Raw genomic sequence first — 22,474 nt, forward strand, 5'->3', positions numbered from 1 at the left:
GTTCAGGCCTCCGTGGGGGCAAGGCGCACGAGTTCCGCCTCGGTCGACTTCAGCAGGTCGTTCCAGGACACCGCGAACTTCTCGACGCCCTCGTCTTCCAGCAGCTGAACGACATCGTCGTACGAGATGCCCAGCTTCGCGACCGCGTCGAGCTCGGCGCGCGACTGCTCGTAGGTGCCGCGGATGGTGTCGCCGGCGACCTCGCCGTGGTCGGCGGTGGCCTCCATGGTGGCTTCCGGCATGGTGTTCACGGTGCCGGGGGCGACCAGGTCCACCACGTACAGGGTGTCCTTGTAGGCCGGGTCCTTGACGCCGGTCGAGGCCCACAGCGGTCGCTGCTTGTTCGCGTGCGCCTTGTCCAGGGCGGCCCAGCGCTCACCGGCGAAGACCTCCTCGAAGGCCTCGTAGGCCAGACGGGCGTTGGCGAGGGCCGCCTTGCCCTTCAGGGCCTTGGCCTCGTCGGTGCCGAGGTCGTCGAGGCGCTTGTCGATCTCGGTGTCCACGCGGGACACGAAGAACGAGGCGACCGAGTGGATCTTGGCGAGGTCCAGGCCGGCGGCCTTGGCCTTCTCCAGACCCGCCAGGTACGCCTCCATGACCTCGCGGTAGCGCTCCAGCGAGAAGATCAGGGTGACGTTGACGCTGATGCCCCGGCCGATGACCTCGGTGATCGCCGGCAGGCCGGCCTTGGTCGCCGGGATCTTGATGAGCGTGTTCGGGCGGTCCACCAGCCAGGCGAGCTGCTTGGCCTCGGCGACGGTCGCCGTGGTGTTGTGGGCCAGCCGGGGGTCGACCTCGATCGAGACCCGGCCGTCCTGACCCTCCGTCGCGTCGAACACGGGGCGCAGGATGTCGGCGGCGTCACGGACGTCCACCGTCGTGATCATGCGGATCGCCTCTTCGACGGTGACCTTGCGGGCCGCGAGGTCGGCGAGCTGCTGCTCGTAACCGTCGCCGCTGCTGATCGCCTTCTGGAAGATCGACGGGTTGGTGGTGACACCGACGACGTGCTGCTGGTCGATGAGCTCGGCGAGGTTGCCGGACGTGATGCGCTTGCGGGACAGGTCGTCCAGCCAGATCGCCACGCCCTCGTCGGAGAGGCGCTTGAGTGCGTCTGTCATGGGAATTGCATCTCCTACTGGTTCGTGTACCGGTGTCAGCGCGCGGCGGCGGTGAGGCCGCCCGTTTCGCTGAGGGAGGCCTGGGCGGCGGCGGTGACGGCCTCGGCCGTCAGACCGAACTCGCGGAACAGCAGGGCGCCGTCGGCGGAGGCGCCGAAGTGCTCCAGCGACACGATCCGGCCGGCGTCGCCGACGTAGCGGTGCCAGGTCAGACCGATGCCGGCCTCGACGGCGACGCGCGCCTTGACGGCGGGCGGCAGGACGCTGTCCTTGTACGCCTGGTCCTGCTCCTCGAACCACTCGACGGACGGCATCGAGACCACGCGGGTCGGGATGCCCTCGGCCTGGAGCGCCTCGCGGGCGCCGACGGCGAGCTGGACCTCGGAGCCGGTGCCGATGAGGATCACCTGCGGCTCGCCGCCCTCGGCGTCGAGGAGGACGTACCCGCCCTTGGCGGCGTTCTCGTTCAGCTCGTAGGTGGGCACGCCCTGGCGGGTCAGCGCCAGACCGTGCGGGGCGCCCTTGCCGAACACCTTGGTGTGGCGCCGGAGGATCTCGCGCCAGGCGACGACGGTCTCGTTCGCGTCCGCCGGGCGGACCACGTTCAGGCCCGGGATGGCGCGCAGCGAGGCGACGTGCTCGACCGGCTGGTGCGTCGGGCCGTCCTCGCCGAGACCGACGGAGTCGTGCGTCCACACGTAGGTGACCGGCACGTGCATCAGCGCGGAGAGGCGGACCGCGTTGCGCATGTAGTCGGAGAACGTCAGGAACGTGCCGCCGTAGATGCGGGTGTGGCCGTGCAGCGCGATGCCGTTCATGGCCGCGGCCATGGCGTGCTCGCGGATCCCGAAGTGGATCGTGCGGCCGTACGGCTGGGCGCCCGGGAGCGGGTTGCCCACCGGCAGGAACGAGGAGTTCTTGTCGATGGTGGTGTTGTTGGAGCCGGCGAGGTCCGCCGAGCCGCCCCACAGCTCCGGGATGACCGCGCCGAGGGCCTCCAGGACCTTGCCGGACGCGGCGCGGGTGGCGACGCCCTTGCCGGTCTCGAAGACGGGGAGCTTCTCCTCCCAGCCCTCGGGCAGCTCGTTGGCGTTGATGCGGTCGAACTCGGCCGCGCGCTTCGGGTCGGAGGTGCGCCAGGCGGAGAAGTCCTTCTCCCACGCGGCCTTGACCTCGCGGCCCCGGTCGAGCGCCTCGCGCGTGTGGGCGAGGACCTCGTCGGCGACGTCGAAGCTCTTCTCCGGGTCGAAGCCCAGGACGCGCTTGGTGGCCGCGACCTCGTCGGCGCCGAGGGCCGAGCCGTGCGCGGCCTCGGTGTTCTGGGCGTGCGGGGCGGGCCAGGCGATGATCGAGCGCATCGCGATGAACGACGGGCGCCCGGTCTCGGCCTTGGCGGCCTCCAGCGCGGCGAACAGCGCCTTCGGGTCCAGGTCGCCGCTCTCCTGCGGGGCGACGCGCTGGACGTGCCAGCCGTAGGCCTCGTAGCGCGCGAGGGTGTCCTCGGAGACGGCCGTCTCCGTGTCGCCCTCGATGGAGATGTGGTTGTCGTCCCACAGCAGCACGAGGTTGCCGAGCTTCTGGTGGCCGGCCAGCGAGGACGCCTCGTGCGAGATGCCCTCCTGGAGGCAGCCGTCGCCGGCGATCGCGTAGATCATGTGGTCGAACGGGGAGGTGCCCGGGGCGGCCTCCGGGTCGAACAGACCGCGTTCGTAGCGGGCGGCCATGGCCATGCCCACCGCGTTGGCGACGCCCTGGCCCAGCGGGCCGGTGGTCGTCTCGACGCCCTTGGTGTGTCCGTACTCCGGGTGACCGGGGGTCTTGGAGCCCCAGGTGCGGAACGCCTCCAGGTCAGCCAGCTCCAGGCCGAAACCGGCCAGGTAGAGCTGGGTGTAGAGGGTCAGGGACGAGTGCCCTGCGGAGAGCACGAAGCGGTCACGCCCGACCCATTCGGGGTCGGCCGGGTCGTGCCGCATGACCTTCTGGAAAAGGGTGTACGCGGCGGGGGCCAGGCTCATCGCCGTACCGGGGTGGCCGTTCCCGACCTTCTGTACCGCGTCGGCGGCCAGGATGCGGGCGGTGTCGACGGCCCGCTGGTCCAGTTCGGTCCACTCGAGCTCTGTGGTGGTCGGCTTGGTGCTCACCGTTTGTCAGGGCTCCTCTCCACATGTCGTTTCCCGGTGACGAACGGTGCACCGGCGCGATTCCGAGCCTACCCCCGCCGGGGCGTGCGGCTATTCGAGTGCCGGTAGTGCGTCGCCTGGTTGGCCACTGGTGTTCACCTGGGCTCCGGCCGATCGGCCCAACACGAGGCGACCCCCGCGCAGGGCGACACAAGAGCAACGTCTAGAGTGGCGTGGTACGCGCAAGCCTTTACCGGACTTTCACGCCTGAAGAGTGCGAGTCGGAGCTTGCTGGATTCTCTCTCAGGGGTGTGCGTGACGGCCGTCGAATCCCGTCCAGCGGCGGTGCTCGGGACGAGCCCCGGTCACCGGCCGTTCGGGGCCAGGGCCATGGCATTCGTGGCTTTGACCAAGCCTCGGATCATCGAACTTCTGCTGATCACCACAGTGCCGGTGATGTTCCTGGCCGAGGGGGGCGTCCCCTCCCTCTGGCTGGTGCTCGCGACCTGCTTCGGCGGTTACCTCTCGGCCGGTGGCGCGAACGCGCTGAACATGTACATCGACCGCGACATCGACGCGTTGATGGACCGTACGGCGCAGCGGCCGTTGGTGACCGGCATGGTGAGCCCGCGTGAGTGCCTGGCCTTCGGCCTCGGCCTCGCGGTGGTCTCCACCCTCTTCTTCGGGCTCCTCGTCAACTGGCTGTCCGCGGCCCTCTCGCTCGGCGCGCTCCTCTTCTACGTCGTGGTCTACACGATGCTGTTGAAGCGGCGCACCGCGCAGAACATCGTCTGGGGCGGCATCGCCGGTTGCATGCCGGTGCTCATCGGCTGGTCCGCGGTGAAGAACGAGGTCTCCTGGGCCGCGATCATCCTGTTCCTCGTCATCTTCTTCTGGACGCCGCCGCACTACTGGCCGCTGTCCATGAAGGTCAAGGACGACTACGCGCGGGCCGGCGTGCCGATGCTGCCGGTCGTGGCGGGCAACAAGGTCGTGGCGCGCCAGATCGTCCTCTACAGCTGGGTGATGGTGGCGGTCTCGCTGCTGCTGACCCCGCTCGGCTACACCGGCTGGTTCTACACGACGGTGGCGTTGGTGGCCGGCGGTTGGTGGCTGTGGGAGGCGCACGCGCTGAACGCGCGGGCCAAGTCGGGCGTGACGGGCGCGAAGCTGAAGGAGATGCGACTGTTCCACTGGTCGATCACCTATGTGTCGCTGCTCTTCGTCGCCGTCGCCGTGGATCCCTTCCTCAAGTGATTACTCGTCGGTAGCATGCGAGTCATGGCAGACACCGCAGACACCCCGGTCACCCCGGCCACGCCGGACAAGAAGCAGGACCGCACCGCCGCGAAGCTGGCCCGGCAGATCGGCGCGTTCGCCAAGCAGCACGGCGGCGCCGAGGGCCAGCTGGCCCACATCGGCCAGGCCGGCACCCGGATCGTCCTCGTGGGCACCGACGGGGGCTGGGGCGACCTGGTGGCCCCGACCTACGGCGTGGCCGAGCTGGCCGCCGAGAAGGCCGGACTGACCCTGCACGAGGAGTTCGACGGCGAGTTCGCCGCGCGCGTGCGGACCGGGCCCTACGAGTGGACCCGGATGGCCGGCATCCAGATGGGCGGACCCGCCAATCCCGGATTCTGAGGGCTCGGTCAACAGCCCGAGCAACACCTCACACCCCGCTCACCCGTTAGGACGTGTGGAAGCGCCTTCCTCACGTCCGCAACGGGATGACCGGATGATCGAAACGCCGCCCCTGGTGGACCAGTACTGCCAGGGAGTGCTCCGCACGGAGCTGGGCCTCGGCACCTTCGAGGCCCAGCTGATCAGCTCTGCCGGCCCGCCCGCCGCGGGCACCACCTTCTTCGACACCCAGACCGGCTTCGCCGTGCGCCGCTGGTGTCCGCCGCTGCTGGGGCTGGAGCCCCACTGCACGCCCGCCCGCTACCTGGCCCGCCGGCGCGAGCTCGGGGTCGTCGAGGCCGGCAAACGTCTCCTGCGCGGCTCCCGGGTCGCCGCGTACCTGGTCGACACGGGGGTTCCCGGGGACGTCACCGGGCCCAAGGAACTGTCCCTCGCCGGCGACGCCGAGGCCTTCGAGATCGTACGGCTCGAACTGCTGGCCGAGCAGGTCGCCGACACCTCCGGGACCGTCACCGCCTTCCTCTCCCACCTCGTCGAGGCGCTCCAGCACGCCGCCGCCGGGGCCGCGGCCTTCAGCTGCGGGGATGCCGCCGGATACCCCGCCGTGCTGGCCTTCGCCCCCGAGCCGCCCGGTCCCGGCGAGGTGCACGGGGCGGCCGGGCGGTGGCTGGCCCGCCGGGCCAAGGGCGAGGCGGTACGGGACCCGGTGCTCCTGCGGCACCTGCTGTGGAGCGCGGTGGCTTCCGGGCTGCCGATCCAGCTGCACACGGGCGCGGGGGAGCCGGCGGAGTACCCGGGGCGGGCCGATCCGGCCCTGCTGACCGACTTCGTACGGGCCACCGCGGGCCTCGGGACCCGGTTGGTCCTGCTCGGCGGCTATCCGTACCACCGCCACTCGGCGCGCCTGGCGTCCGCCTTCCCCCACGTGTACGCCGACCTGGGCGCGGTCCTCTCGCAGACCGGTGCGCGGGCGGCGACGGTACTGGCCGAACTGCTGGAGACCGCCCCCTTCGGGAAGCTGATGTTCTCCAGCGGCGGTCGCAGGCTGCCCGAGCTGCACGCCGTCGGCGCCCTGGTCTTCCGGCAGGCGCTCCAGGACGTGCTCGGTGGCTGGGTCGCCGACGGGTCCTGGTCCCGGCAGGACGCGGACCGGGTCGCGGCCATGATCGCGGCGGGGAACGCCCGGCGCGTCTACCGGCTGGACGAACGCGCCTGAGCGGCCCGGCCCGCGACGGACCGGGCCGTCGACGGACCCGGGCCGAGCGGGGCTCGGGCGGGCCGGGCGGGCTCAGACGGCGGCGAGCAGCGGGTCGCCCTGGGCCGGGATCCCGGCCTGGTCCGCGGGCCGCTCGCGCAGGCTCAGCGCGACGCGGAGCACCGCGATCCACACGAGGCAGGAGCCCAGCATGTGGGCGGCGACCAGGGCCTCGGGCACCTGGGTGAAGAACTGCACGTAGCCGATGGCGCCCTGGGCGAGCAGCACGATCAGCAGGTCGCGGGCGCGCGCCCGGGTGTCGACGGGGGCGTCGACCACGCGCAGCACCAGCCACATCGCGACGGCGAGCGCGCACACCACCCAGGCGGCGATGGCGTGCACGTGGGCGGTGGCCGCCCAGTCGAACGGCATCCGCTTGATCTCGCTGCTGTCACCCGCGTGCGGACCGGACCCGGTGACCACCGTGCCGGCGGCGATCAGCACCAGGGTGGTGGCGATCAGCGTCCAGGAGAGCCTGCGCACCGGGGCGGGCACCCGCGGCCGGGCCGGGGAGTCGCCCTCGGCGGCGCGCTGCCAGGTGATCGTCGTCACCGTGATCAGCGAGGTGGCGAGCAGGAAGTGCCCGGCCACGCTGTACGGGTTGAGCCCCGTCAGGACGGTGATGCCGCCGAGCACGGCGTTGCCCATCACGATGGCGAACTGGAGCCAGCCCAGCCGGGACAGGGAACGGCGCCACGGCTTCGTCGAACGGGCGGCGACGATGGCCCAGCCGACGGCGGCGCAGAGCACGTACGTCAGCATGCGGTTGCCGAACTCGATCGCCCCGTGGAAGCCCTGTTCCCGGGTCACGATCAGGCTTTCGTCGGTGCACTTGGGCCAGGTGTCGCAGCCGAGACCGGATCCGGTCAGCCGCACCGCGCCGCCGGTGACGACGATGACCACGCTCATGACGAGCGCGGCGAGCGCGGCCCGCCGGACGGTCCGGGGTGACGGGGTCCAGCGGCCGGCGATGAAGGAGAGAGGGGTCAACACGGCCCCTATCGTATGCCGCCCCTTGTGCAAACTTTCACGAGGGGGTGCCGGCCGCCGAGTCGGGTCCTATGACCAGGCGGAACCGTGCTCCGGCCGGGTCTCCCTCCTCGTGCCACCACAGCCGGATCCGCCACAGGCCGCTGTCGCCCGGGTAGTCCGGCGAGTCCATGAAGCCGCGCACCAGCTCCGCCGCCACGTCCTCCGCGGTGCGGTCGCGCACCTCCGTCGAGCCGTGCCACGGACGCTCCTGTACGGTCCACAGCCCGTCCGCGCCCCGGACCTCCACCCGCCACACCGCGAGCCAGGGCGTGACCTCCAGCATCGTGCCCACCTGCTCGGTGCCCAGGCCCAGCCGGGCCGCGATGTCGGGCGCGGCGACGCCCTGGATCCGCGCCGCCACCACCGCCTGGGGCAGCAGCCGTTCGGGCAGCAGGCCGCCCGCGCGCAGGCTCACCAGCGAGTCGAAGGACAGGAAGCGCAGGCGCAGTTCCAGTTGCCGACCGATGTGGTCCAGGGCCTCCTCGGCCTCTTGGGCCTCCTCGGCGCCGGGCGCGGCCAGCAGCAGCCGGCGAAACCCCGCCTCCGCGTCGACGGCCCAGGCCACCGCGTCCTCGGCGAACCCCAGTTCCGCGAGCCGGTCGCCGAGAAACACCTTGGCCTGCGCCAGACCGCGACGGTTGACCGGATCGTGCTGATCGAGGGACGCCCACACCTCGACGGCGGCACGGGTCAGGTCCCGGGCGCGCTCACCGGCCGCGCGTTCCATCGGGGTCGGGCCGCTCTCCGCCACCGTGCCCAGCGGGTGCCGGGGGAGCCGCGCGTCGTCGCTGAGGGGCCAGGACAGCCAGACGCCCTGGTTGATCAGCCCCCGGGCGTACCAGCGGGCGTACTCGGGAGCGTGGCCCGCGGCCTGCTGCGCGTGCCGCAGGGCCTCCTCGATCGCCGAGAGCGCCCCGGCCCGGTCCCCGGCGGCGAACCGACGGGCCGCGAGGTCGCCCAGCCGCAGCCCCAGCCGGGCCGCGCACTCGGCGTCCGTACGGGCGGGCTCGCGGAGCGCGCCGATCAGCTCGGCCAGCAGCCGGTCGCTCTCCCCGGGCTCCGCGTGCGCGGCTCCCGAGCGGACCCTCGCCCACTGCTCGTCCAGCCGCAGAACGGCCTCCCGCTGTGTCATGCCCGCCCCCCGGCGTCCTCGTCGTGCGTCACTGATGCGTGGAGGTGGTCATCCTCCTGTCATGCCAACGCGCGAGGGAGGGGATTCACTCCCAGCGGAAGAACCTCGCGGCGGCGCCCAGCCCCAGCACCGCCCAGCCGAACAGGATCGCGGCGTCGCCCCAGGGCATCGAGGCCCCGTGTCGGAGCACCTCGCGCAGCCCGTCGGACAGGGCCGAGATCGGCAGCAGTTCGAGTACGGAGCGCACGGCGTCGGGGAACCTGTCCAGCGGCACGATCACCCCGCCGCCGACCAGCAGCAGCAGGAAGACGAGGTTGGCGGCGGCCAGGGTCATCTCGGCCTTGAGCGTGCCCGCCATCAGCAGGCCCAGCCCCGAGAAGGCGGCGGTGCCGAGCAGGATCAGCGCGGCGACCGACAGCGGGTTCCCGTGGGGGGACCAGCCCAGCGCGAGCGCGATCACCGTCAGCAGGGCGACCTGGAGCACCTCGGTGACCAGGACGGACAGGGTCTTGGCCGCCATCAGGGCCCGGCGCGGCAGCGGGGAGGCCCCGAGCCGCTTGAGGACCCCGTAGCGGCGGTCGAAACCGGTGGCGATGGCCTGGCCGGTGAAGGCGGTGGACATCACCGCGAGGGCGAGGATGCCGGGCGCGAGGAAGTCCACGGCCTTGCCCTCGCCCGTGTCCACGACGTCGACGGCGGAGAAGAGCACGAGCAGCAGCGCCGGAATGATCACGGTGAGCAGCAGTTGCTCCCCGTTGCGCAGCAGCATCCGGGTCTCCAGCGCGGTCTGCGCCCGGATCATGCGGGACAGGGGAGCGGCCCCCGGGTTGGGGGTGAACGTACCGGCGCTCATGCGCGCAGCTCCTTGCCCGTGAGTTCGAGGAAGACGTCTTCCAGCGTGTGCCGCTCGACCGAGAGGCTGTCCGGCATCACCCCGTGCTGCGCGCACCAGGACGCGACGGTGGCCAGCAGCTGCGGGTGCACGTCGCCGGTGACCCGGTAGACCCCGGCGCTGAGCTCGGCGGCCTCGGTGCCGTCGGGCAGCGCCTTCAGCAGGGAAGCCAGGTCGAGGGAGGGGCGGCCGGTGAAACGCAGGGTGTTCTCGGCGCCACCCCGGCAGAGCTGCTCGGGGCTGCCGTGGGCGATGACCTTGCCCGCGTCGACGATGGCGACCTCGTCCGCGAGCTGCTCGGCCTCGTCCATGTGGTGGGTGGTCAGGACGACGGTGACCCCGTCGGCGCGCAGTTCCCGTACGAGGTCCCAGGTCGCGCGGCGGGCCTGCGGGTCGAGACCGGCCGTGGGCTCGTCGAGGAAGACCAGCTCGGGCCGGCCCACGACGGCCATGGCGAGCGACAGGCGCTGCTGCTGGCCACCGGAGAGCCGGCGGTAGGCGGTGCGGCCGCACCCGCCGAGTCCGAGGCGTTCCACGAGGGTGTCCACGTCGAGCGGGTCCGCGTACAGCCTGGCCATGTGGCGGAGCATCTCGACGGCGCGGGCGCCGGAGTAGACCCCGCCGGACTGGAGCATGACGCCGATCCGCGGGCGCAGGGCCTCGGCCTGGGCGATCGGGTCGAGGCCGAGGACGCGGACGGTGCCCGCGTCGGGGCGTCGGTAGCCCTCGCAGGTCTCCACCGTGGTGGTCTTGCCCGCGCCGTTGGGACCCAGTACCGCGGTGACCGACGCCGTGCGGACGGTGAGGTCCAGTCCGTCCACGGCCGGTCGGTGGGGGTGGGGGCGGTACCGCTTCACCAGTCCGCGGATCTCCACGGCGGGGTCGTTGCTCATGCGGGTGAGTCTACGGAGGGCCGAGAGGGGTCCTCGGTGCCGGGGGCGGCGGGGGCACGGGCATGACCGTCCATGATTTTCGGCGCTCGCAGGCGCGGTCGAAATCCCCGTTCCGCGGCCGGACGAGGGGATTTCCCGGCTCCCGGATTCGAACACCGCGTCGCGATCACGGCTCTTTTCGGCCCGATGGTCCTGGATGGCCCAGTCGGTTTCCGTGAACTTTTCCGGATCCCGGCGTTTACCGTCCAGGGACGGACTCGTGCGGGGGATTGCTGGTGGGAGCCGTTGCCCGGCGCCCTGGACGGGCCGCCCAAGGGATCGGAATGCAGGCCTCCGAATAACTCTGCGTCGATAAATTAGGTGACCCTTAGTGATGGAGGCCACCCGGGGTGGCCTCGGTCACGGCTTGTCGATGCCCGGTTAATTACGCAACAATGGCGTTGTGAAATACGGCGAACGGATGATCGAGACCCCCCAGGGGGAACTCGTGACCGGGGAGCGGTCCACCCGCAACCGGGTCGCGCGCTCCATCCTGGACCACGGTCCGTCCACCGTCGCCGACCTCGCCAAGCGTCTCGGCCTCACCCAGGCCGCCGTCCGTCGTCACCTCGACGCACTCGTCGCCGACGACGTGATCGCACCCCGCGAGCAGCGTGTGTACGGCGCACGCACGCGGGGTCGGCCGGCCAAGGTGTTCGCGCTCACCGACTGCGGCCGCGACGCGTTCGACCAGTCCTACGACTCGCTCGCCGTCGAGGCCCTGCGCTGGATCGCGCAGTCCGCCGGCGGGGGCGAGCAGGGCGAGGCGGCCGTCGCCGCGTTCGCCCGCGCACGACTGGCCGCGCAGGCGGAGACCTACCGGGAATCCGTCGAGGCGGCCGCCCCCGCGGAACGGACCGAGGCCCTGGCCAAGGCGTTGACCGCGGACGGGTACGCTGCCACGGCGAAGAGCGCTCCCGGTCCGCACAGCGGTGAACAGCTCTGCCAGCACCACTGCCCGGTCGCCCACGTGGCCGAGCAGTTCCCGCAGCTCTGCGAGGCGGAGACCGAGGTCTTCTCCCGCCTGCTCGGGACACATGTGCAGCGACTCGCCACGATCGCCCACGGTGACGGGGTGTGCACGACGTTCATTCCGCGCAGCGCAGGCGCCGGCGCCAAGGGCGCCGCACAGACCGACACATCAGTATCTGCAAGTACGGCCGGGAGGAACCCCGCATGACCACGGAGACTGCTCACCCTGAGCTCGATGGCCTGGGCACCTACGAATACGGCTGGGCCGACTCCGACGCGGCGGGCGCCGTCGCCAAGCGGGGTCTGTCCGAGGATGTCGTCCGCGACATCTCGGCCAAGAAGTCCGAGCCGGAGTGGATGCTGAACCTCCGACTCAAGGGCCTGAAGCTGTTCGGCAAGAAGCCCATGCCGAACTGGGGCTCGGACCTCTCTGGCATCGACTTCGACAACATCAAGTACTTCGTGCGTTCGACCGAGAAGCAGGCCGCTTCGTGGGAGGACCTGCCCGAGGACATCAAGAACACGTACGACAAGCTCGGCATCCCGGAGGCGGAGAAGCAGCGCCTCGTCGCCGGTGTCGCGGCCCAGTACGAGTCCGAGGTCGTCTACCACCAGATCCGCGAGGACCTGGAGGAGCAGGGCGTCATCTTCCTCGACACGGACACCGCGCTGAAGGAGCACCCGGAGCTCTTCCAGGAGTACTTCGGCACGGTCATCCCGGTCGGCGACAACAAGTTCGCGTCGCTGAACACCGCCGTGTGGTCGGGCGGCTCGTTCATCTACGTGCCCAAGGGCGTCAAGGTCGACATCCCGCTCCAGGCCTACTTCCGCATCAACACGGAGAACATGGGCCAGTTCGAGCGGACGCTGATCATCGTCGACGAGGACGCCTACGTCCACTACGTCGAGGGCTGCACCGCCCCGATCTACTCCTCGGACTCGCTGCACAGCGCCGTGGTCGAGATCATCGTGAAGAAGGGCGGCCGCTGCCGCTACACGACGATCCAGAACTGGTCGAACAACGTCTACAACCTGGTCACCAAGCGCGCCGTGGCGTACGAGGGCGCGACCATGGAGTGGATCGACGGCAACATCGGTTCCAAGGTCACCATGAAGTACCCGGCGGTCTACCTGATGGGCGAGCACGCCAAGGGCGAGACCCTGTCCATCGCCTTCGCGGGCGAGGGCCAGCACCAGGACGCCGGCTCCAAGATGGTCCACATGGCGCCGAACACCTCCTCCAACATCGTCTCCAAGTCGGTGGCGCGAGGCGGCGGCCGCACCTCCTACCGCGGCCTGGTCGAGATCGGCGAGGGCGCGCACGGCTCCAAGTCCAACGTGCTGTGCGACGCGCTCCTGGTCGACACGATCTCCCGCTCGGACACGTACCCCTACGTGGACGTCCGCGAGGACGACGTCTCCATGGGTCACGAGGCCACCGTCTCCAAGGTCTCCGACGACCAGCTCTTCTACCTGATGAGCCGCGGACTGACCGAGTTCGAGGCCATGGCCATGATCGTGCGCGGCTTCGTCGAGCCCATCGCCCGTGAGCTGCCCATGGAGTACGCGCTGGAGCTGAACCGGCTGATCGAGCTGCAGATGGAGGGCTCGGTCGGTTAGTCCCGACCCGCCCGGACCATCCGCAGCACATTCATAGACGTAGGAAGAGAGCAAGACGACAGCCATGGCTGAGGCTCAGAACATTCCGGCGGGCTCGACCACCGCCGGCGCGATCGCGGTGGCCGCCGAGTCCACCGTCGCCACCCGGATGAGCGCGCCCCCGTCCTTCGACGTGGCGGACTTCCCGGTTCCCAACGGCCGCGAGGAGGAGTGGCGGTTCACCCCGCTCGCCCGCCTGCGGGGCCTGCACGACGGCACCGCGGTCGCCGACGGCACCCTGAAGGCCCAGATCGACGCGCCCGAGGTCGTCACGATCGAGTCGGTGGAGCGCGGCGACGCGCGCATCGGCAAGGCGGGCACCCCGGTGGACCGGGTCGCCGCCCAGGCATTCTCGTCCTTCGCCAAGGCCACGGTCGTCACCGTGCCCAAGGAGGCCGTCCTCACCGAGCCCGTGCGCGTCACGCTGCACGGTGAGGGGGGCACCACCTTCGGCCACACGGTCTTCGACGTGAAGGCCTTCGCCGAGGCCGTCGTCGTCATCGACCACACCGGTGACGGCGTGCGCGCCGCCAACGTCGACTTCCTCGTCGGCGACGGCGCGAAGCTCACCGTCGTGTCGGTGCAGGACTGGGACGACACCGCCGTCCACGTCTCGCAGCACAACGCGCTGGTGGGCCGGGACGCGACCTTCAAGTCGATCGTCGTCACCTTCGGCGGCGACCTCGTCCGCCTGCACCCGCGCGTGACCTACGCCGGCCCCGGCGGCGAGGCCGAGCTCTTCGGCCTGTACTTCACGGACGCCGGCCAGCACCAGGAGCACCGCCTCCTGGTCGACCACAGCGCGCCGCACTGCAAGTCGAACGTGGTCTACAAGGGCGCCCTCCAGGGCCAGGACGCCCACGCGGTCTGGATCGGTGACGTGCTCATCGAGAAGACCGCCGAGGGCACCGACACCTACGAGATGAACCGCAACCTCGTCCTCACGGACGGCGCGCGGGTCGACTCGGTGCCGAACCTGGAGATCGAGACCGGCGAGATCGTCGGCGCCGGCCACGCCTCGGCGACCGGCCGCTTCGACGACGAGCAGCTCTTCTACCTCCAGGCCCGCGGCATCCCGGCCGACGAGGCCCGCCGGCTGGTCGTGCGCGGCTTCTTCGCCGAGCTGGTCCAGCAGATCGGTGTCGACGACATCGAGGAGCGCCTGCTCTCCAAGATCGAGACCGAGCTCCAGGGTTCCGTCTGATGAATTACGTCAAGGCCTGTGCGCTGAGCGAGCTGGAGGCGGACACCCCCAAGCGGGTGGAACTCGACGGCACGCCGGTGTCCATCGTCTCCACCGAGGGGGAGGTGTTCGCGATCAACGACATCTGCTCGCACGCGAACGTGTCCCTCTCGGAGGGCGAGGTCGAGGACTGCATGATCGAGTGCTGGCTGCACGGCTCGGCGTTCGACCTGCGAACCGGCAAGCCGTCCGGTCTGCCCGCGACGCGCCCCGTACCCGTATACCCCGTAAAGATCGAAGGGGACGACGTGCTCGTCTCCCTCACCCAGGAGTCCTGAGGTATCCATGGCAACGCTTGAAATCCACGACCTGCACGTCTCCGTCGAGGCCGAGAACGGCGCCCGCGAGATCCTCAAGGGCGTCGACCTCACCGTCAAGCAGGGTGAGACGCACGCCATCATGGGTCCGAACGGCTCCGGCAAGTCCACGCTGGCCTACTCGCTGGCCGGTCACCCGAAGTACACGATCACCGGTGGCACCGTCACCCTCGACGGCGAAGACGTCCTGGAGATGTCCGTCGACGAGCGCGCCCGCGCCGGCCTGTTCCTCGCCATGCAGTACCCGGTCGAGGTCCCCGGCGTCTCGGTCTCCAACTTCCTGCGCACCTCGGCCACCGCCATCCGCGGCGAGGCCCCCAAGCTGCGCACCTGGGTGAAGGAGGTCAAGTCCGCCATGGAGCAGCTCCAGATGGACACGGCCTTCGCCGAGCGCAACGTGAACGAGGGCTTCTCCGGCGGTGAGAAGAAGCGCCACGAGATCCTCCAGCTGGAGCTCCTCAAGCCGAAGATCGCGATCCTCGACGAGACCGACTCCGGCCTGGACGTCGACGCCCTGCGCGTCGTCTCCGAGGGCGTCAACCGGGTCCGTGAGGGCGGCGAGGTCGGCACCCTGCTGATCACCCACTACACGCGCATCCTGCGCTACATCAAGCCCGACTTCGTGCACGTGTTCGCGAACGGCCGGATCGCCGAGTCCGGCGGCGCCGAGCTGGCGGACCAGCTGGAGGCCGAGGGTTACGACAAGTACGTGAAGGGTGGCGCGACCGCGTGACACAGCTGCCTGGCCTCCTCGACATCGAGGCGATCCGCAAGGACTTCCCCCTTCTGGATCGTGTGGTCCACGACGGGAAGAAGATCGTTTACCTGGACAACGCGGCGACCTCGCAGAAGCCGCGCCAGGTGCTCGACGCGTTGAACGAGTACTACGAGCAGCACAACGCCAACGTCCACCGCGGCGTGCACGTGCTCGCCGAGGAGGCCACGGCGCTGTACGAGGGCGCCCGCGACAAGGTCGCCGCCTTCATCAACGCACCGAGCCGCGACGAGGTGATCTTCACCAAGAACGCCTCCGAGTCGCTCAACCTGGTCGCGAACATGCTCGGCTGGGCGGACGAGCCCTACCGGGTCGACCGCGAGACCGAGATCGCCATCACGGAGATGGAGCACCACTCCAACATCGTCCCGTGGCAGCTGCTCTCGCAGCGCACGGGCGCGAAGCTGAAGTGGTTCGGCCTCACCGACGACGGCCGGCTCGACCTGTCCAACATCGAAGAGGTCATCACGGAGAAGACGAAGATCGTCTCCTTCACGCTGGTCTCCAACATCATGGGCACGGTCAACCCGACCGAGGCGATCGTCCGGCGCGCGCAGGAGGTCGGCGCGCTGGTGCTGATCGACGCCTCGCAGGCCGCCCCGCACATGCCGCTGGACGTACAGGCGCTCGGCGCCGACTTCGTGGCCTTCACCGGCCACAAGATGTGCGGCCCGACCGGCATCGGCGTCCTGTGGGGCCGGCAGGAGCTCCTGGAGGACCTCCCGCCGTTCCTCGGTGGCGGCGAGATGATCGAGACCGTGTCGATGCACGCCTCGACCTACGCCCCCGCCCCGCACAAGTTCGAGGCGGGTACGCCCCCGATCGCCCAGGCCGTCGGCCTCGGCGCGGCCGTGGACTACCTGAGCGCGATCGGCATGGACAAGATCGCCGCGCACGAGCACGCGATCACGGAGTACGCCGTCAAGCGTCTCCTGGAGGTGCCCGACCTGCGGATCATCGGCCCCACCACGGCCGAGGACCGCGGCGCCGCCATCTCCTTCACGCTGGGTGACATCCACCCGCACGACGTCGGCCAGGTGCTGGACGAGCAGGGCATCGCGGTCCGCGTGGGACACCACTGCGCGCGCCCCGTCTGCCTGCGCTACGGAATTCCCGCGACCACGCGGGCGTCTTTCTACCTGTACTCCTCTCCGGCCGAGGTCGACGCACTGATCGACGGGCTGGAGCACGTACGGAACTTCTTCGGATAAGCGACGAAGGCGACGAGGACGCAGTGAAGCTGGATTCGATGTACCAGGAACTGATCCTGGACCACTACAAGCACCCGCACGGGCGTGGCCTGCGCGACGGCGACGCCGAGGTGCACCACGTCAACCCCACGTGCGGTGACGAGATCACGCTGCGCGTGAAGTACGACGGCGAGACGCTCACCGACGTCTCGTACGAGGGCCAGGGCTGCTCCATCAGCCAGGCCAGCGCGTCCGTGCTGAACGAGCTGCTGGTCGGCAAGGACCTCGCCGACGCGCGTCGGATCCAGGAGACCTTCCTGGAGCTGATGCAGTCCAAGGGCAAGATCGAGCCCGACGAGGCCATGGAAGAGGTACTGGAGGACGCGGTCGCGTTCGCCGGTGTCGCCAAGTTTCCCGCCCGCGTGAAGTGTGCTCTGCTGAGCTGGATGGCGTGGAAGGACGCGACCGCCCAGGCCCTGGGCGACGCGGAGAGGAAGACGGCATGACCGAGAACGCGACGCCCGAGGCGTCGATCAAGCCGGCCAGCGAGGAAGAGGTCCGCGAGGCCCTCTACGACGTGGTCGACCCCGAGCTGGGCATCGACGTCGTGAACCTGGGCCTGATCTACGGCATCCACGTCGACGACGCGAACATCGCCACCCTCGACATGACGCTCACCTCGGCGGCCTGCCCGCTGACGGACGTCATCGAGGACCAGGCGAAGTCGGCGACGGAAGGCATCGTCAACGAACTTCGCATCAACTGGGTCTGGATGCCCCCGTGGGGCCCGGACAAGATCACGGATGACGGCCGTGAGCAGCTGCGCGCACTCGGTTTCAACGTCTGAGTCGACGTGTGTGAGGAGGGGCCCCCGGCACGGTGCCGGGGGCCCCTCCTGCCGTTCGGGCCCCCTTGCGACGTCCGCTCCTCGGCCTGTTCGCCCGGCCGTCGGACGGCGTGCACCGGAAGTTGGCCGCGGTGGCCGAATCTTCTCCATGGCCGCCACGCTCATGCCGTGGCGCAGCAGTCGAGAGGACCATCTGTGACCGTTCGCCTATCGCCGGTGCGCCGTGCGGGCGCCGTGGGCGTCGCCGGGGCCGCGGCCCTCCTCGTCGCGGGGCTCACAGCGCCCGCGCACGCTGCCGGGTACGCCGACCCGACGATCTCGCTCTCCGCCACCCACCTCACCGGAGCCGTGGGCGCGTACGGCGACCCCGCCGTGACGGTGGACGTCAAGCAGCCCGGGGTGCCGGCCGGCTTCCTGCGGCTGCGGGTGCTGTCCTCCAGCAACCCCGCGGTGGCCGCGGTGGCCGACGTACGGCAGCGGCGGACCCCCTCGGGCGACCGCAGCCTGACGGTCCGCCCGCGGGGGCAGGGCTACACCGACCTGACGCTCCAGGTCACCGGACGCGGCGGGAAGACCGCGACGGCCACCCTGGCCTACGCCGCCTCGGCGCGGGTCGGCGGCGCGCCCACGACCCGCTACCTCACGGGCTCCTCGGACGCCTCGGCCGCGGTGGACGTGGGTGGCGGACACGTGCTGGTGGCCGACGACGAGTCCAACGTCCTGCGCCTCTACGACCGCTCCCGCACCGGTGCGCCGGTCAGGACCTGGGACCTCGGCCCCTCGCTCGGCCTGAAGAAGGAGGTCGACATCGAGGCGGCGGCCCGGGTGGGCGACACCGTCTACTGGACCGGCTCGCTCGGCAACAACAAGGACGGCGAGTACAAGGCGGAGCGGAACACGGTGTTCACCACCACGCTCAGCGGATCCGGGGCGGGCGCGCAACTCGCGTACGGACGCTCGTACAAGAAGCTCCGCGACGACCTGGTGGCCTGGGACAAGGGCAACGGCAACCGCTACGGCTTCGCGGCCGGCACGGCCGACGGCGAGGCGCCCAAGCAGATCGACGGGTTCAACGTGGAGGGGCTGGAGTTCGCGCCGGGCTCCACCACCACCGCCTACCTCGGCTTCCGGGCGCCGCTCGCCCCGGCCGTGCCGGGCGGCAAGGCGCTGGTGGTACCGGTCACCAACTTCGACAAGGTGCTGTCCACCGGGGCGAAGGCCACCTTCGGCGCGGGCATCGAGCTCGACCTCGGAGGCCTCGCGATCCGCGACATCCGCAAGAACGCCGCCGACCAGTACCTGATCCTGGCCGGCTCCTGGGCCGCCGACGACAACTCCGACCCGTACGCGCTGTACCAGTGGGACGGGGTCGCGGGCCACGCCCCGGTCAAGCGGACCGACCTGCCGACCACCGATCCCGGCGGCTGGGAGGCCATCGTGGAGGTGCCCGACCTGTCGGTGGCGGGGGCGCGGGTCCAGCTGATCACCGACAGCGGCTCCGGAGACCTGTACGGGGACGGCACCGAGGCCAAGGACCTGACGCACGCGGAGTGGAAGAAGGCGCGGGCGGCCTGGTTCACGCTCAACTGATCCGCCGGACCTGATCTCCGTTCGCCCCGCCGGACCGGCTTCCCGGAGGGGCGGTCGCAGAGGAGTGGGCCCTGATATGTGTACGGGCGTACGCAACGATGTGTACCCTTGTACGCATGCCCTACGTACTGCTTGCCGCGGCCATCGCCGCCGAGGTCGCCGGCACGACCGCCATGAAGTTCAGCGACGGCTTCACGAAGCTGTGGCCCTCGATCGGCACGGTCCTGGGCTACCTCATCGCCTTCACCCTGCTCGCGCAGACCCTGAAATCCATGTCGGTGGGAACGGCCTACGCCATCTGGGCGGGCGTCGGCACGGCCGCGATCGCCGCCATCGGCATGCTGTTCCTCGGGGAGGCGGCGACCGCGGCGAAGATCGCCGGGATCGCGCTGATCATCGGCGGGGTCGTCCTGCTGAACATCGGCGGGGCGGCCCACTGATGCCGGCCGGAGCGGTGCGCCGCCACGACCCGGAACGACGACAGCGGATCATCGACGCGGCGATCCGGGTGGTGGGCGCCAAGGGCATCGCGGGCCTGAGCCACCGCAGCGTGGCGGCGGAGGCGGACGTCCCCCTGGGATCCACGACCTACCACTTCAAGACCCTGGACGACCTCCTCGTGGCGGCCCTGCGCCAGGCGAACGAGCATTTCGTCCTGGTGCCCGACCCCGGGGAGCCGGACCTCGCGACGGCGCTCGCGCGACTGCTGGGGGAACTCCTCGCGGCGGGCCGGGACCGGGGGCGGGTGGAGCTGGAGTACGAGCTGTACCTGGCGGCCCTGCGTCGCCCGGCGCTGCGGCCGGTGGCCGCCGAGTGGTGCGGGGCCGTGGCGGCGGCGCTGGGCGAGCGGACGGACCCGGTGACGGCGCGGGCGCTGGTGGCGGTGATGGACGGGATCAGCCTCCAGGTCCTGCTGACGGACGCGGAGTACGACCCGGCGTACACGCGGGACATCCTGGGGCGGGTGCTGGCCGGGGCGTGAGAAACCGCCGCCCGGGGGGGGGTGGGGAACCACCGTCCGGGCGGCGTGCCTGCGGCCGGCGCGGCGGGGTCGGTCAGGCGGCGCCGCGGACCGCCTCCAGGGCGGTTCGGACGCCGGCCTCGATGTCCGTGATCGGGTAGATCACCTCGCGCACCGTCCGGTCCCGGTCCAGGACGAGGGTCAGCCGCTTGAGCCGGCTCACCCCGCCCGCGCGGAAGGTCGGCAGCCGCAGTGCCGAGGTCAGCGCGAGTCCCGCGTCCGAGAGGAGCGGGAAGCGCAACCGCTCCGCCTCGGCGAACTCCCGCTGCTCGTCGGGCCGCTGGGTGGAGACGCCCTGTACCGTCGCGCCCGCCGCCGTGAACTCGGCCAACTGGTCCCGGAACGTGCAGGATTCCAGGGTGCACCCCTTCGCCCCGGGGATCCCGGCCCACCCCGGCGGATAGGACTCGGCCCGGGCGTAGGCGCCGGGGAAGCAGTACAGGACCGTGAACGGCGTGTCCGCCACGGGGTCGCGAGGCTCCCCGAACCGGTCCGGCAGCAGCAGCTCCGGCACCCGGGTGCCGAGCAGCGCGTGGACCCGCGCCGCCTCCCGCGAGGATTCCTCGGTCGTCGCCGTCATCTCTCCCTCTCCCAGGACCCAGGTGTCCCCCCAGTCCTGGAGGGCCACCAGCACCGGCAGCAGCCCCCGGCCGCGCGGGGTCAGCCGGTACTCGTGCCGCACCGGACGTTCCTGGTACGGCTCGCGCGTCAACACCCCGGCCTCGACCAGGAGTTTCAGCCGCTCGGTCAGCACCTTGCGGGAGACGCCGAGCTCGCGCTGGAACTCCTCGAACCGGTGCACGCCGCGCGCGGCGTCGCGCACGACCAGCAGCGTCCACCAGTCGCCCACGACGTCGAGGGCCTGGGCGATGGAGCAGTCCGCGTCGCCGAGGTGCGTGCGCTGGGCCATGGGAACTCCTTTGTCCGTTGACCCAAGGCTGCCATGCTGACATAGTCCGTTCCCAAAAGGAACTGACCTGTTCGTGGTGGGCGGCGTGTGGTGAGGGGCGAGGACGTGCCGAGGGTGGCGTCGCTCCCCGGCGGCCCGGTCTCCCCTTCGGGTCGGCCCGGCCCGCGGCGCCACCCACGGACCCGCCGCGGCCCCGGACGGGGGTCTGGGCCGCGGCGTCACCACCGAGCCGGGGGCGCTGCCTCGCCCTGCTCGCCGCCGCCTGGGAGTCGGGAGTCCGAGCGTGTGGGGAGCCGGGACCCCGGGCGTGGGGGAGGGAGCCGGGGCCCATTCCCGCCCACCGAGCGCGACACGCGGCGCGACCGTCACATGAGACCGGTTCGCGACCGCGGCCCGTCGCCGGTTAGGTTTCGGGCATGACTGCTACGCGTACCTCCGGCGCCGTCGCCGCCGGCCTTGCCACCATCACCTCCGACGGCACCGTCCTCGACACCTGGTTCCCCGCCCCCCGCCTCGTCGCCGAGCCCGGCCCGGCCGGCACCGAGCGCCTCACCGCCGAACAGGCCGTGGAACTCCTCGGGGCCACCGCGCCGAAGGCGATCCGCCGGGACGCGGTCCGCGGGGTCGAGGTCGTAGCCGTCCGCACGGTCATCTCCTCGCTCGACGACAAGCCGCTGGACGCCCACGACGCGTACCTGCGCCTGCACCTGCTCAGCCACCGCCTGGTCAAGCCGCACGGCCAGAACCTCGACGGCGTCTTCGGCCTGCTGACCAACGTCGCCTGGACCTCGCTGGGTCCCGTCCCCGTCGACGAGATCGAGACGGTCCGCCTGAACGCCCGCGCCGAGGGCCTGCACCTCCAGGTCACCTCGATCGACAAGTTCCCGCGCATGACGGACTACGTCGCCCCCAAGGGCGTCCGCATCGCCGACGCCGACCGCGTCCGCCTCGGCGCGCACCTCGCCGAGGGCACCACCGTCATGCACGAGGGCTTCGTCAACTTCAACGCCGGCACCCTCGGCACCTCCATGGTCGAGGGCCGCATCTCGGCCGGCGTCGTGGTCGGCGACGGATCCGACATCGGCGGCGGCGCGTCCACCATGGGCACCCTGTCGGGCGGCGGCAAGCAGATCATCTCGATCGGCGAGCGCACCCTGGTCGGCGCCGAGGCGGGCGTCGGCATCGCCCTGGGCGACGAGTGCATCGTCGAGGCCGGCCTGTACGTCACCGCGGGCACCCGCGTCACCCTCCCGGACGGCCAGATCGTCAAGGCCCTGGAGCTCTCCGGCGCCGACAACATCCTCTTCCGCCGCAACTCGGTCACCGGCGCCGTCGAGGCCCGCCCGAACAACGCGGTCTGGGGCGGCCTGAACGAGATCCTGCACAGCCACAACTGACCCACGACCGGGGCCGGATCGCCGGCGCCGGACACCGCGACGCCCTCCCACCCCGAACGGGTGGGAGGGCGTCGCGCGTCCCCGAGTGGACGCCGGCCGCGGGCGGCCCTCCCGCCCCGAGCGGGGGAGGGGGCCCGACGGGCCGAACCGGTCAGTGCAGGGGGATCGTGCGGACCAGGCCGGCGAAGGCCTGTTCCTCCTCCTCCGTCAGTTCCACCGACTCCATGGGGTGCCCGGCCGGGCCGCGCTGGGTCGGGATCGTCGCCAGGCCCTCGAAGGAGTCCTGCCCGGAGTGGTGGAGACGGCCGTCCCACAGGATGTGGCCGAGGCCGACCACCCAGACGAGGGCGGCCACGAGCAGGACGGCGATGCCGATTTCCTGGACGAGGGTGATGGAGGGAAACACACGGTCCTCCGGGGTGCGGGAT

Annotated in this window: 23 protein-coding genes; 15 read left to right on the forward strand and 8 right to left on the reverse strand. The window is 71.1% G+C overall.

Going from position 1 to position 22,474, the window contains the following annotated elements; all coding sequences use genetic code 11:
- Window positions 1-2: 2 nt before the first annotated feature.
- Together tal and tkt are read right to left on the reverse strand one after the other, a co-directional pair.
- The gene (gene tal, locus OTB19_RS04085) at window positions 3-1,121 is read right to left on the reverse strand and encodes a transaldolase (protein WP_267796532.1); all 1,119 of its coding nucleotides are present in this window, start codon (window positions 1,119-1,121) and stop codon (window positions 3-5) included.
- 35 nt (window positions 1,122-1,156) lie between these two features.
- A complete protein-coding gene (gene tkt, locus OTB19_RS04090) occupies window positions 1,157-3,262 on the reverse strand; it encodes a transketolase (RefSeq protein WP_267796533.1) in 2,106 nt (701 codons plus the stop codon).
- Between the two features lie 294 nt (window positions 3,263-3,556).
- On the opposite strand from tkt, the gene OTB19_RS04095 reads away from it, so the two are divergent.
- The 3 genes from OTB19_RS04095 (at window position 3,557) to OTB19_RS04105 (ending at window position 6,098) form a co-directional block, all read left to right on the forward strand.
- Window positions 3,557-4,498 carry a heme o synthase gene (locus tag OTB19_RS04095; protein WP_267796535.1) on the forward strand — a complete coding sequence of 314 codons (942 nt, stop codon included), beginning with the start codon at window positions 3,557-3,559 and terminating at the stop codon, window positions 4,496-4,498.
- Between the two features lie 24 nt (window positions 4,499-4,522).
- Window positions 4,523-4,882, forward strand: coding sequence for a hypothetical protein (locus OTB19_RS04100; protein ID WP_267796537.1), 360 nt, complete (start codon window positions 4,523-4,525; stop codon window positions 4,880-4,882).
- A 94-nt stretch (window positions 4,883-4,976) separates the two neighbouring features.
- Window positions 4,977-6,098, forward strand: a complete 1,122-nt coding sequence (locus tag OTB19_RS04105; RefSeq protein WP_267796538.1) for an amidohydrolase family protein — start codon at window positions 4,977-4,979, stop codon at window positions 6,096-6,098.
- Window positions 6,099-6,170: 72 nt separating this feature from the next.
- Here the strand turns inward: OTB19_RS04105 and OTB19_RS04110 are convergent, their stop codons facing one another.
- The 4 genes from OTB19_RS04110 to OTB19_RS04125 all read right to left on the reverse strand — a co-directional run bounded on the left by OTB19_RS04110 (window position 6,171) and on the right by OTB19_RS04125 (window position 10,086).
- Window positions 6,171-7,139, reverse strand: coding sequence for a COX15/CtaA family protein (locus OTB19_RS04110; protein ID WP_267796638.1), 969 nt, complete (start codon window positions 7,137-7,139; stop codon window positions 6,171-6,173).
- Between the two features lie 25 nt (window positions 7,140-7,164).
- On the reverse strand, window positions 7,165-8,301 hold the full coding sequence (locus OTB19_RS04115; RefSeq protein WP_267796540.1) for a hypothetical protein: 1,137 nt from the start codon (window positions 8,299-8,301) through the stop codon (window positions 7,165-7,167).
- A gap of 85 nt (window positions 8,302-8,386) precedes the next feature.
- Window positions 8,387-9,154 carry an ABC transporter permease gene (locus tag OTB19_RS04120; RefSeq protein ID WP_267796542.1) on the reverse strand — a complete coding sequence of 256 codons (768 nt, stop codon included), beginning with the start codon at window positions 9,152-9,154 and terminating at the stop codon, window positions 8,387-8,389.
- Complete coding sequence (locus OTB19_RS04125; RefSeq protein WP_267796544.1) at window positions 9,151-10,086, reverse strand: ABC transporter ATP-binding protein; 936 nt, start codon at window positions 10,084-10,086, stop codon at window positions 9,151-9,153. The genes OTB19_RS04120 and OTB19_RS04125 overlap by 4 nt, the downstream gene beginning before the upstream one ends.
- A 460-nt stretch (window positions 10,087-10,546) precedes the next feature.
- Between OTB19_RS04125 and OTB19_RS04130 the strand changes: the two genes are divergently transcribed.
- From OTB19_RS04130 to OTB19_RS04180, 11 genes are all read left to right on the forward strand, one after another.
- Window positions 10,547-11,305, forward strand: coding sequence for a helix-turn-helix transcriptional regulator (locus tag OTB19_RS04130; RefSeq protein ID WP_267796545.1), 759 nt, complete (start codon window positions 10,547-10,549; stop codon window positions 11,303-11,305).
- Complete coding sequence (gene sufB, locus OTB19_RS04135; protein WP_267796546.1) at window positions 11,302-12,717, forward strand: Fe-S cluster assembly protein SufB; 1,416 nt, start codon at window positions 11,302-11,304, stop codon at window positions 12,715-12,717. Before OTB19_RS04130 ends, sufB begins: the two co-directional genes overlap by 4 nt.
- A 64-nt stretch (window positions 12,718-12,781) precedes the next feature.
- A complete protein-coding gene (sufD, locus tag OTB19_RS04140; protein WP_267796547.1) occupies window positions 12,782-13,960 on the forward strand; it encodes a Fe-S cluster assembly protein SufD in 1,179 nt (392 codons plus the stop codon).
- Window positions 13,960-14,277, forward strand: a complete 318-nt coding sequence (locus OTB19_RS04145; protein ID WP_053681636.1) for a bifunctional 3-phenylpropionate/cinnamic acid dioxygenase ferredoxin subunit — start codon at window positions 13,960-13,962, stop codon at window positions 14,275-14,277. Before sufD ends, OTB19_RS04145 begins: the two co-directional genes overlap by 1 nt.
- Window positions 14,278-14,284: 7 nt before the next feature.
- The gene (sufC, locus tag OTB19_RS04150) at window positions 14,285-15,049 is read left to right on the forward strand and encodes a Fe-S cluster assembly ATPase SufC (protein WP_267796548.1); all 765 of its coding nucleotides are present in this window, start codon (window positions 14,285-14,287) and stop codon (window positions 15,047-15,049) included.
- A complete protein-coding gene (locus OTB19_RS04155; RefSeq protein WP_053681641.1) occupies window positions 15,046-16,302 on the forward strand; it encodes a cysteine desulfurase in 1,257 nt (418 codons plus the stop codon). The genes sufC and OTB19_RS04155 overlap by 4 nt, the downstream gene beginning before the upstream one ends.
- Before the next feature lie 23 nt (window positions 16,303-16,325).
- Window positions 16,326-16,787 (forward strand): Fe-S cluster assembly sulfur transfer protein SufU, encoded by a 462-nt coding sequence (gene sufU / locus OTB19_RS04160; protein ID WP_053681643.1) that lies wholly within the window; start codon window positions 16,326-16,328, stop codon window positions 16,785-16,787.
- Window positions 16,784-17,128 (forward strand): metal-sulfur cluster assembly factor, encoded by a 345-nt coding sequence (locus OTB19_RS04165; protein WP_053681645.1) that lies wholly within the window; start codon window positions 16,784-16,786, stop codon window positions 17,126-17,128. The genes sufU and OTB19_RS04165 overlap by 4 nt, the downstream gene beginning before the upstream one ends.
- A gap of 195 nt (window positions 17,129-17,323) precedes the next feature.
- Window positions 17,324-18,718, forward strand: a complete 1,395-nt coding sequence (locus tag OTB19_RS04170; RefSeq protein WP_420716789.1) for a DUF3616 domain-containing protein — start codon at window positions 17,324-17,326, stop codon at window positions 18,716-18,718.
- Between the two features lie 116 nt (window positions 18,719-18,834).
- Window positions 18,835-19,158 carry a DMT family transporter gene (locus OTB19_RS04175; protein WP_267796550.1) on the forward strand — a complete coding sequence of 108 codons (324 nt, stop codon included), beginning with the start codon at window positions 18,835-18,837 and terminating at the stop codon, window positions 19,156-19,158.
- Window positions 19,158-19,700 carry a TetR/AcrR family transcriptional regulator gene (locus OTB19_RS04180; protein ID WP_267796551.1) on the forward strand — a complete coding sequence of 181 codons (543 nt, stop codon included), beginning with the start codon at window positions 19,158-19,160 and terminating at the stop codon, window positions 19,698-19,700. Before OTB19_RS04175 ends, OTB19_RS04180 begins: the two co-directional genes overlap by 1 nt.
- A 73-nt stretch (window positions 19,701-19,773) precedes the next feature.
- Here OTB19_RS04180 and OTB19_RS04185 read toward each other — a convergent pair whose 3' ends face one another.
- Window positions 19,774-20,649: a winged helix-turn-helix transcriptional regulator gene (locus OTB19_RS04185; RefSeq protein ID WP_267796552.1), complete on the reverse strand. Its 876-nt coding sequence runs from the start codon at window positions 20,647-20,649 to the stop codon at window positions 19,774-19,776.
- A gap of 416 nt (window positions 20,650-21,065) precedes the next feature.
- Here OTB19_RS04185 and dapD point away from each other — a divergent pair, with 416 nt between their 5' ends.
- Window positions 21,066-22,046 (forward strand): 2,3,4,5-tetrahydropyridine-2,6-dicarboxylate N-succinyltransferase, encoded by a 981-nt coding sequence (dapD, locus tag OTB19_RS04190; RefSeq protein ID WP_267796553.1) that lies wholly within the window; start codon window positions 21,066-21,068, stop codon window positions 22,044-22,046.
- Between the two features lie 151 nt (window positions 22,047-22,197).
- Here the strand turns inward: dapD and OTB19_RS04195 are convergent, their stop codons facing one another.
- Complete coding sequence (locus OTB19_RS04195; protein WP_267796554.1) at window positions 22,198-22,452, reverse strand: hypothetical protein; 255 nt, start codon at window positions 22,450-22,452, stop codon at window positions 22,198-22,200.
- Window positions 22,453-22,474 lie beyond the last annotated feature (22 nt).

This window comes from Streptomyces sp. H27-H5 (assembly GCF_026627505.1).
In the GTDB taxonomy this organism is placed as follows: domain Bacteria; phylum Actinomycetota; class Actinomycetes; order Streptomycetales; family Streptomycetaceae; genus Streptomyces.

What these genes read in the sequence shown, in the direction of transcription:
- tal (WP_267796532.1), bottom strand. Translation starts at nt 1,121, where the DNA reads ATGACAGACGCACTCAAGCGCCTCTCCGACGAGGGCGTGGCGATCTGG.
- OTB19_RS04100 (WP_267796537.1), top strand. Translation starts at nt 4,523, where the DNA reads ATGGCAGACACCGCAGACACCCCGGTCACCCCGGCCACGCCGGACAAG.
- OTB19_RS04105 (WP_267796538.1), top strand. Translation starts at nt 4,977, where the DNA reads ATGATCGAAACGCCGCCCCTGGTGGACCAGTACTGCCAGGGAGTGCTC.
- OTB19_RS04115 (WP_267796540.1), bottom strand. Translation starts at nt 8,301, where the DNA reads ATGACACAGCGGGAGGCCGTTCTGCGGCTGGACGAGCAGTGGGCGAGG.
- OTB19_RS04120 (WP_267796542.1), bottom strand. Translation starts at nt 9,154, where the DNA reads ATGAGCGCCGGTACGTTCACCCCCAACCCGGGGGCCGCTCCCCTGTCC.
- OTB19_RS04125 (WP_267796544.1), bottom strand. Translation starts at nt 10,086, where the DNA reads ATGAGCAACGACCCCGCCGTGGAGATCCGCGGACTGGTGAAGCGGTAC.
- OTB19_RS04130 (WP_267796545.1), top strand. Translation starts at nt 10,547, where the DNA reads ATGATCGAGACCCCCCAGGGGGAACTCGTGACCGGGGAGCGGTCCACC.
- sufB (WP_267796546.1), top strand. Translation starts at nt 11,302, where the DNA reads ATGACCACGGAGACTGCTCACCCTGAGCTCGATGGCCTGGGCACCTAC.
- sufD (WP_267796547.1), top strand. Translation starts at nt 12,782, where the DNA reads ATGGCTGAGGCTCAGAACATTCCGGCGGGCTCGACCACCGCCGGCGCG.
- OTB19_RS04145 (WP_053681636.1), top strand. Translation starts at nt 13,960, where the DNA reads ATGAATTACGTCAAGGCCTGTGCGCTGAGCGAGCTGGAGGCGGACACC.
- sufC (WP_267796548.1), top strand. Translation starts at nt 14,285, where the DNA reads ATGGCAACGCTTGAAATCCACGACCTGCACGTCTCCGTCGAGGCCGAG.
- OTB19_RS04165 (WP_053681645.1), top strand. Translation starts at nt 16,784, where the DNA reads ATGACCGAGAACGCGACGCCCGAGGCGTCGATCAAGCCGGCCAGCGAG.
- OTB19_RS04175 (WP_267796550.1), top strand. Translation starts at nt 18,835, where the DNA reads ATGCCCTACGTACTGCTTGCCGCGGCCATCGCCGCCGAGGTCGCCGGC.
- OTB19_RS04180 (WP_267796551.1), top strand. Translation starts at nt 19,158, where the DNA reads ATGCCGGCCGGAGCGGTGCGCCGCCACGACCCGGAACGACGACAGCGG.
- OTB19_RS04185 (WP_267796552.1), bottom strand. Translation starts at nt 20,649, where the DNA reads ATGGCCCAGCGCACGCACCTCGGCGACGCGGACTGCTCCATCGCCCAG.
- dapD (WP_267796553.1), top strand. Translation starts at nt 21,066, where the DNA reads ATGACTGCTACGCGTACCTCCGGCGCCGTCGCCGCCGGCCTTGCCACC.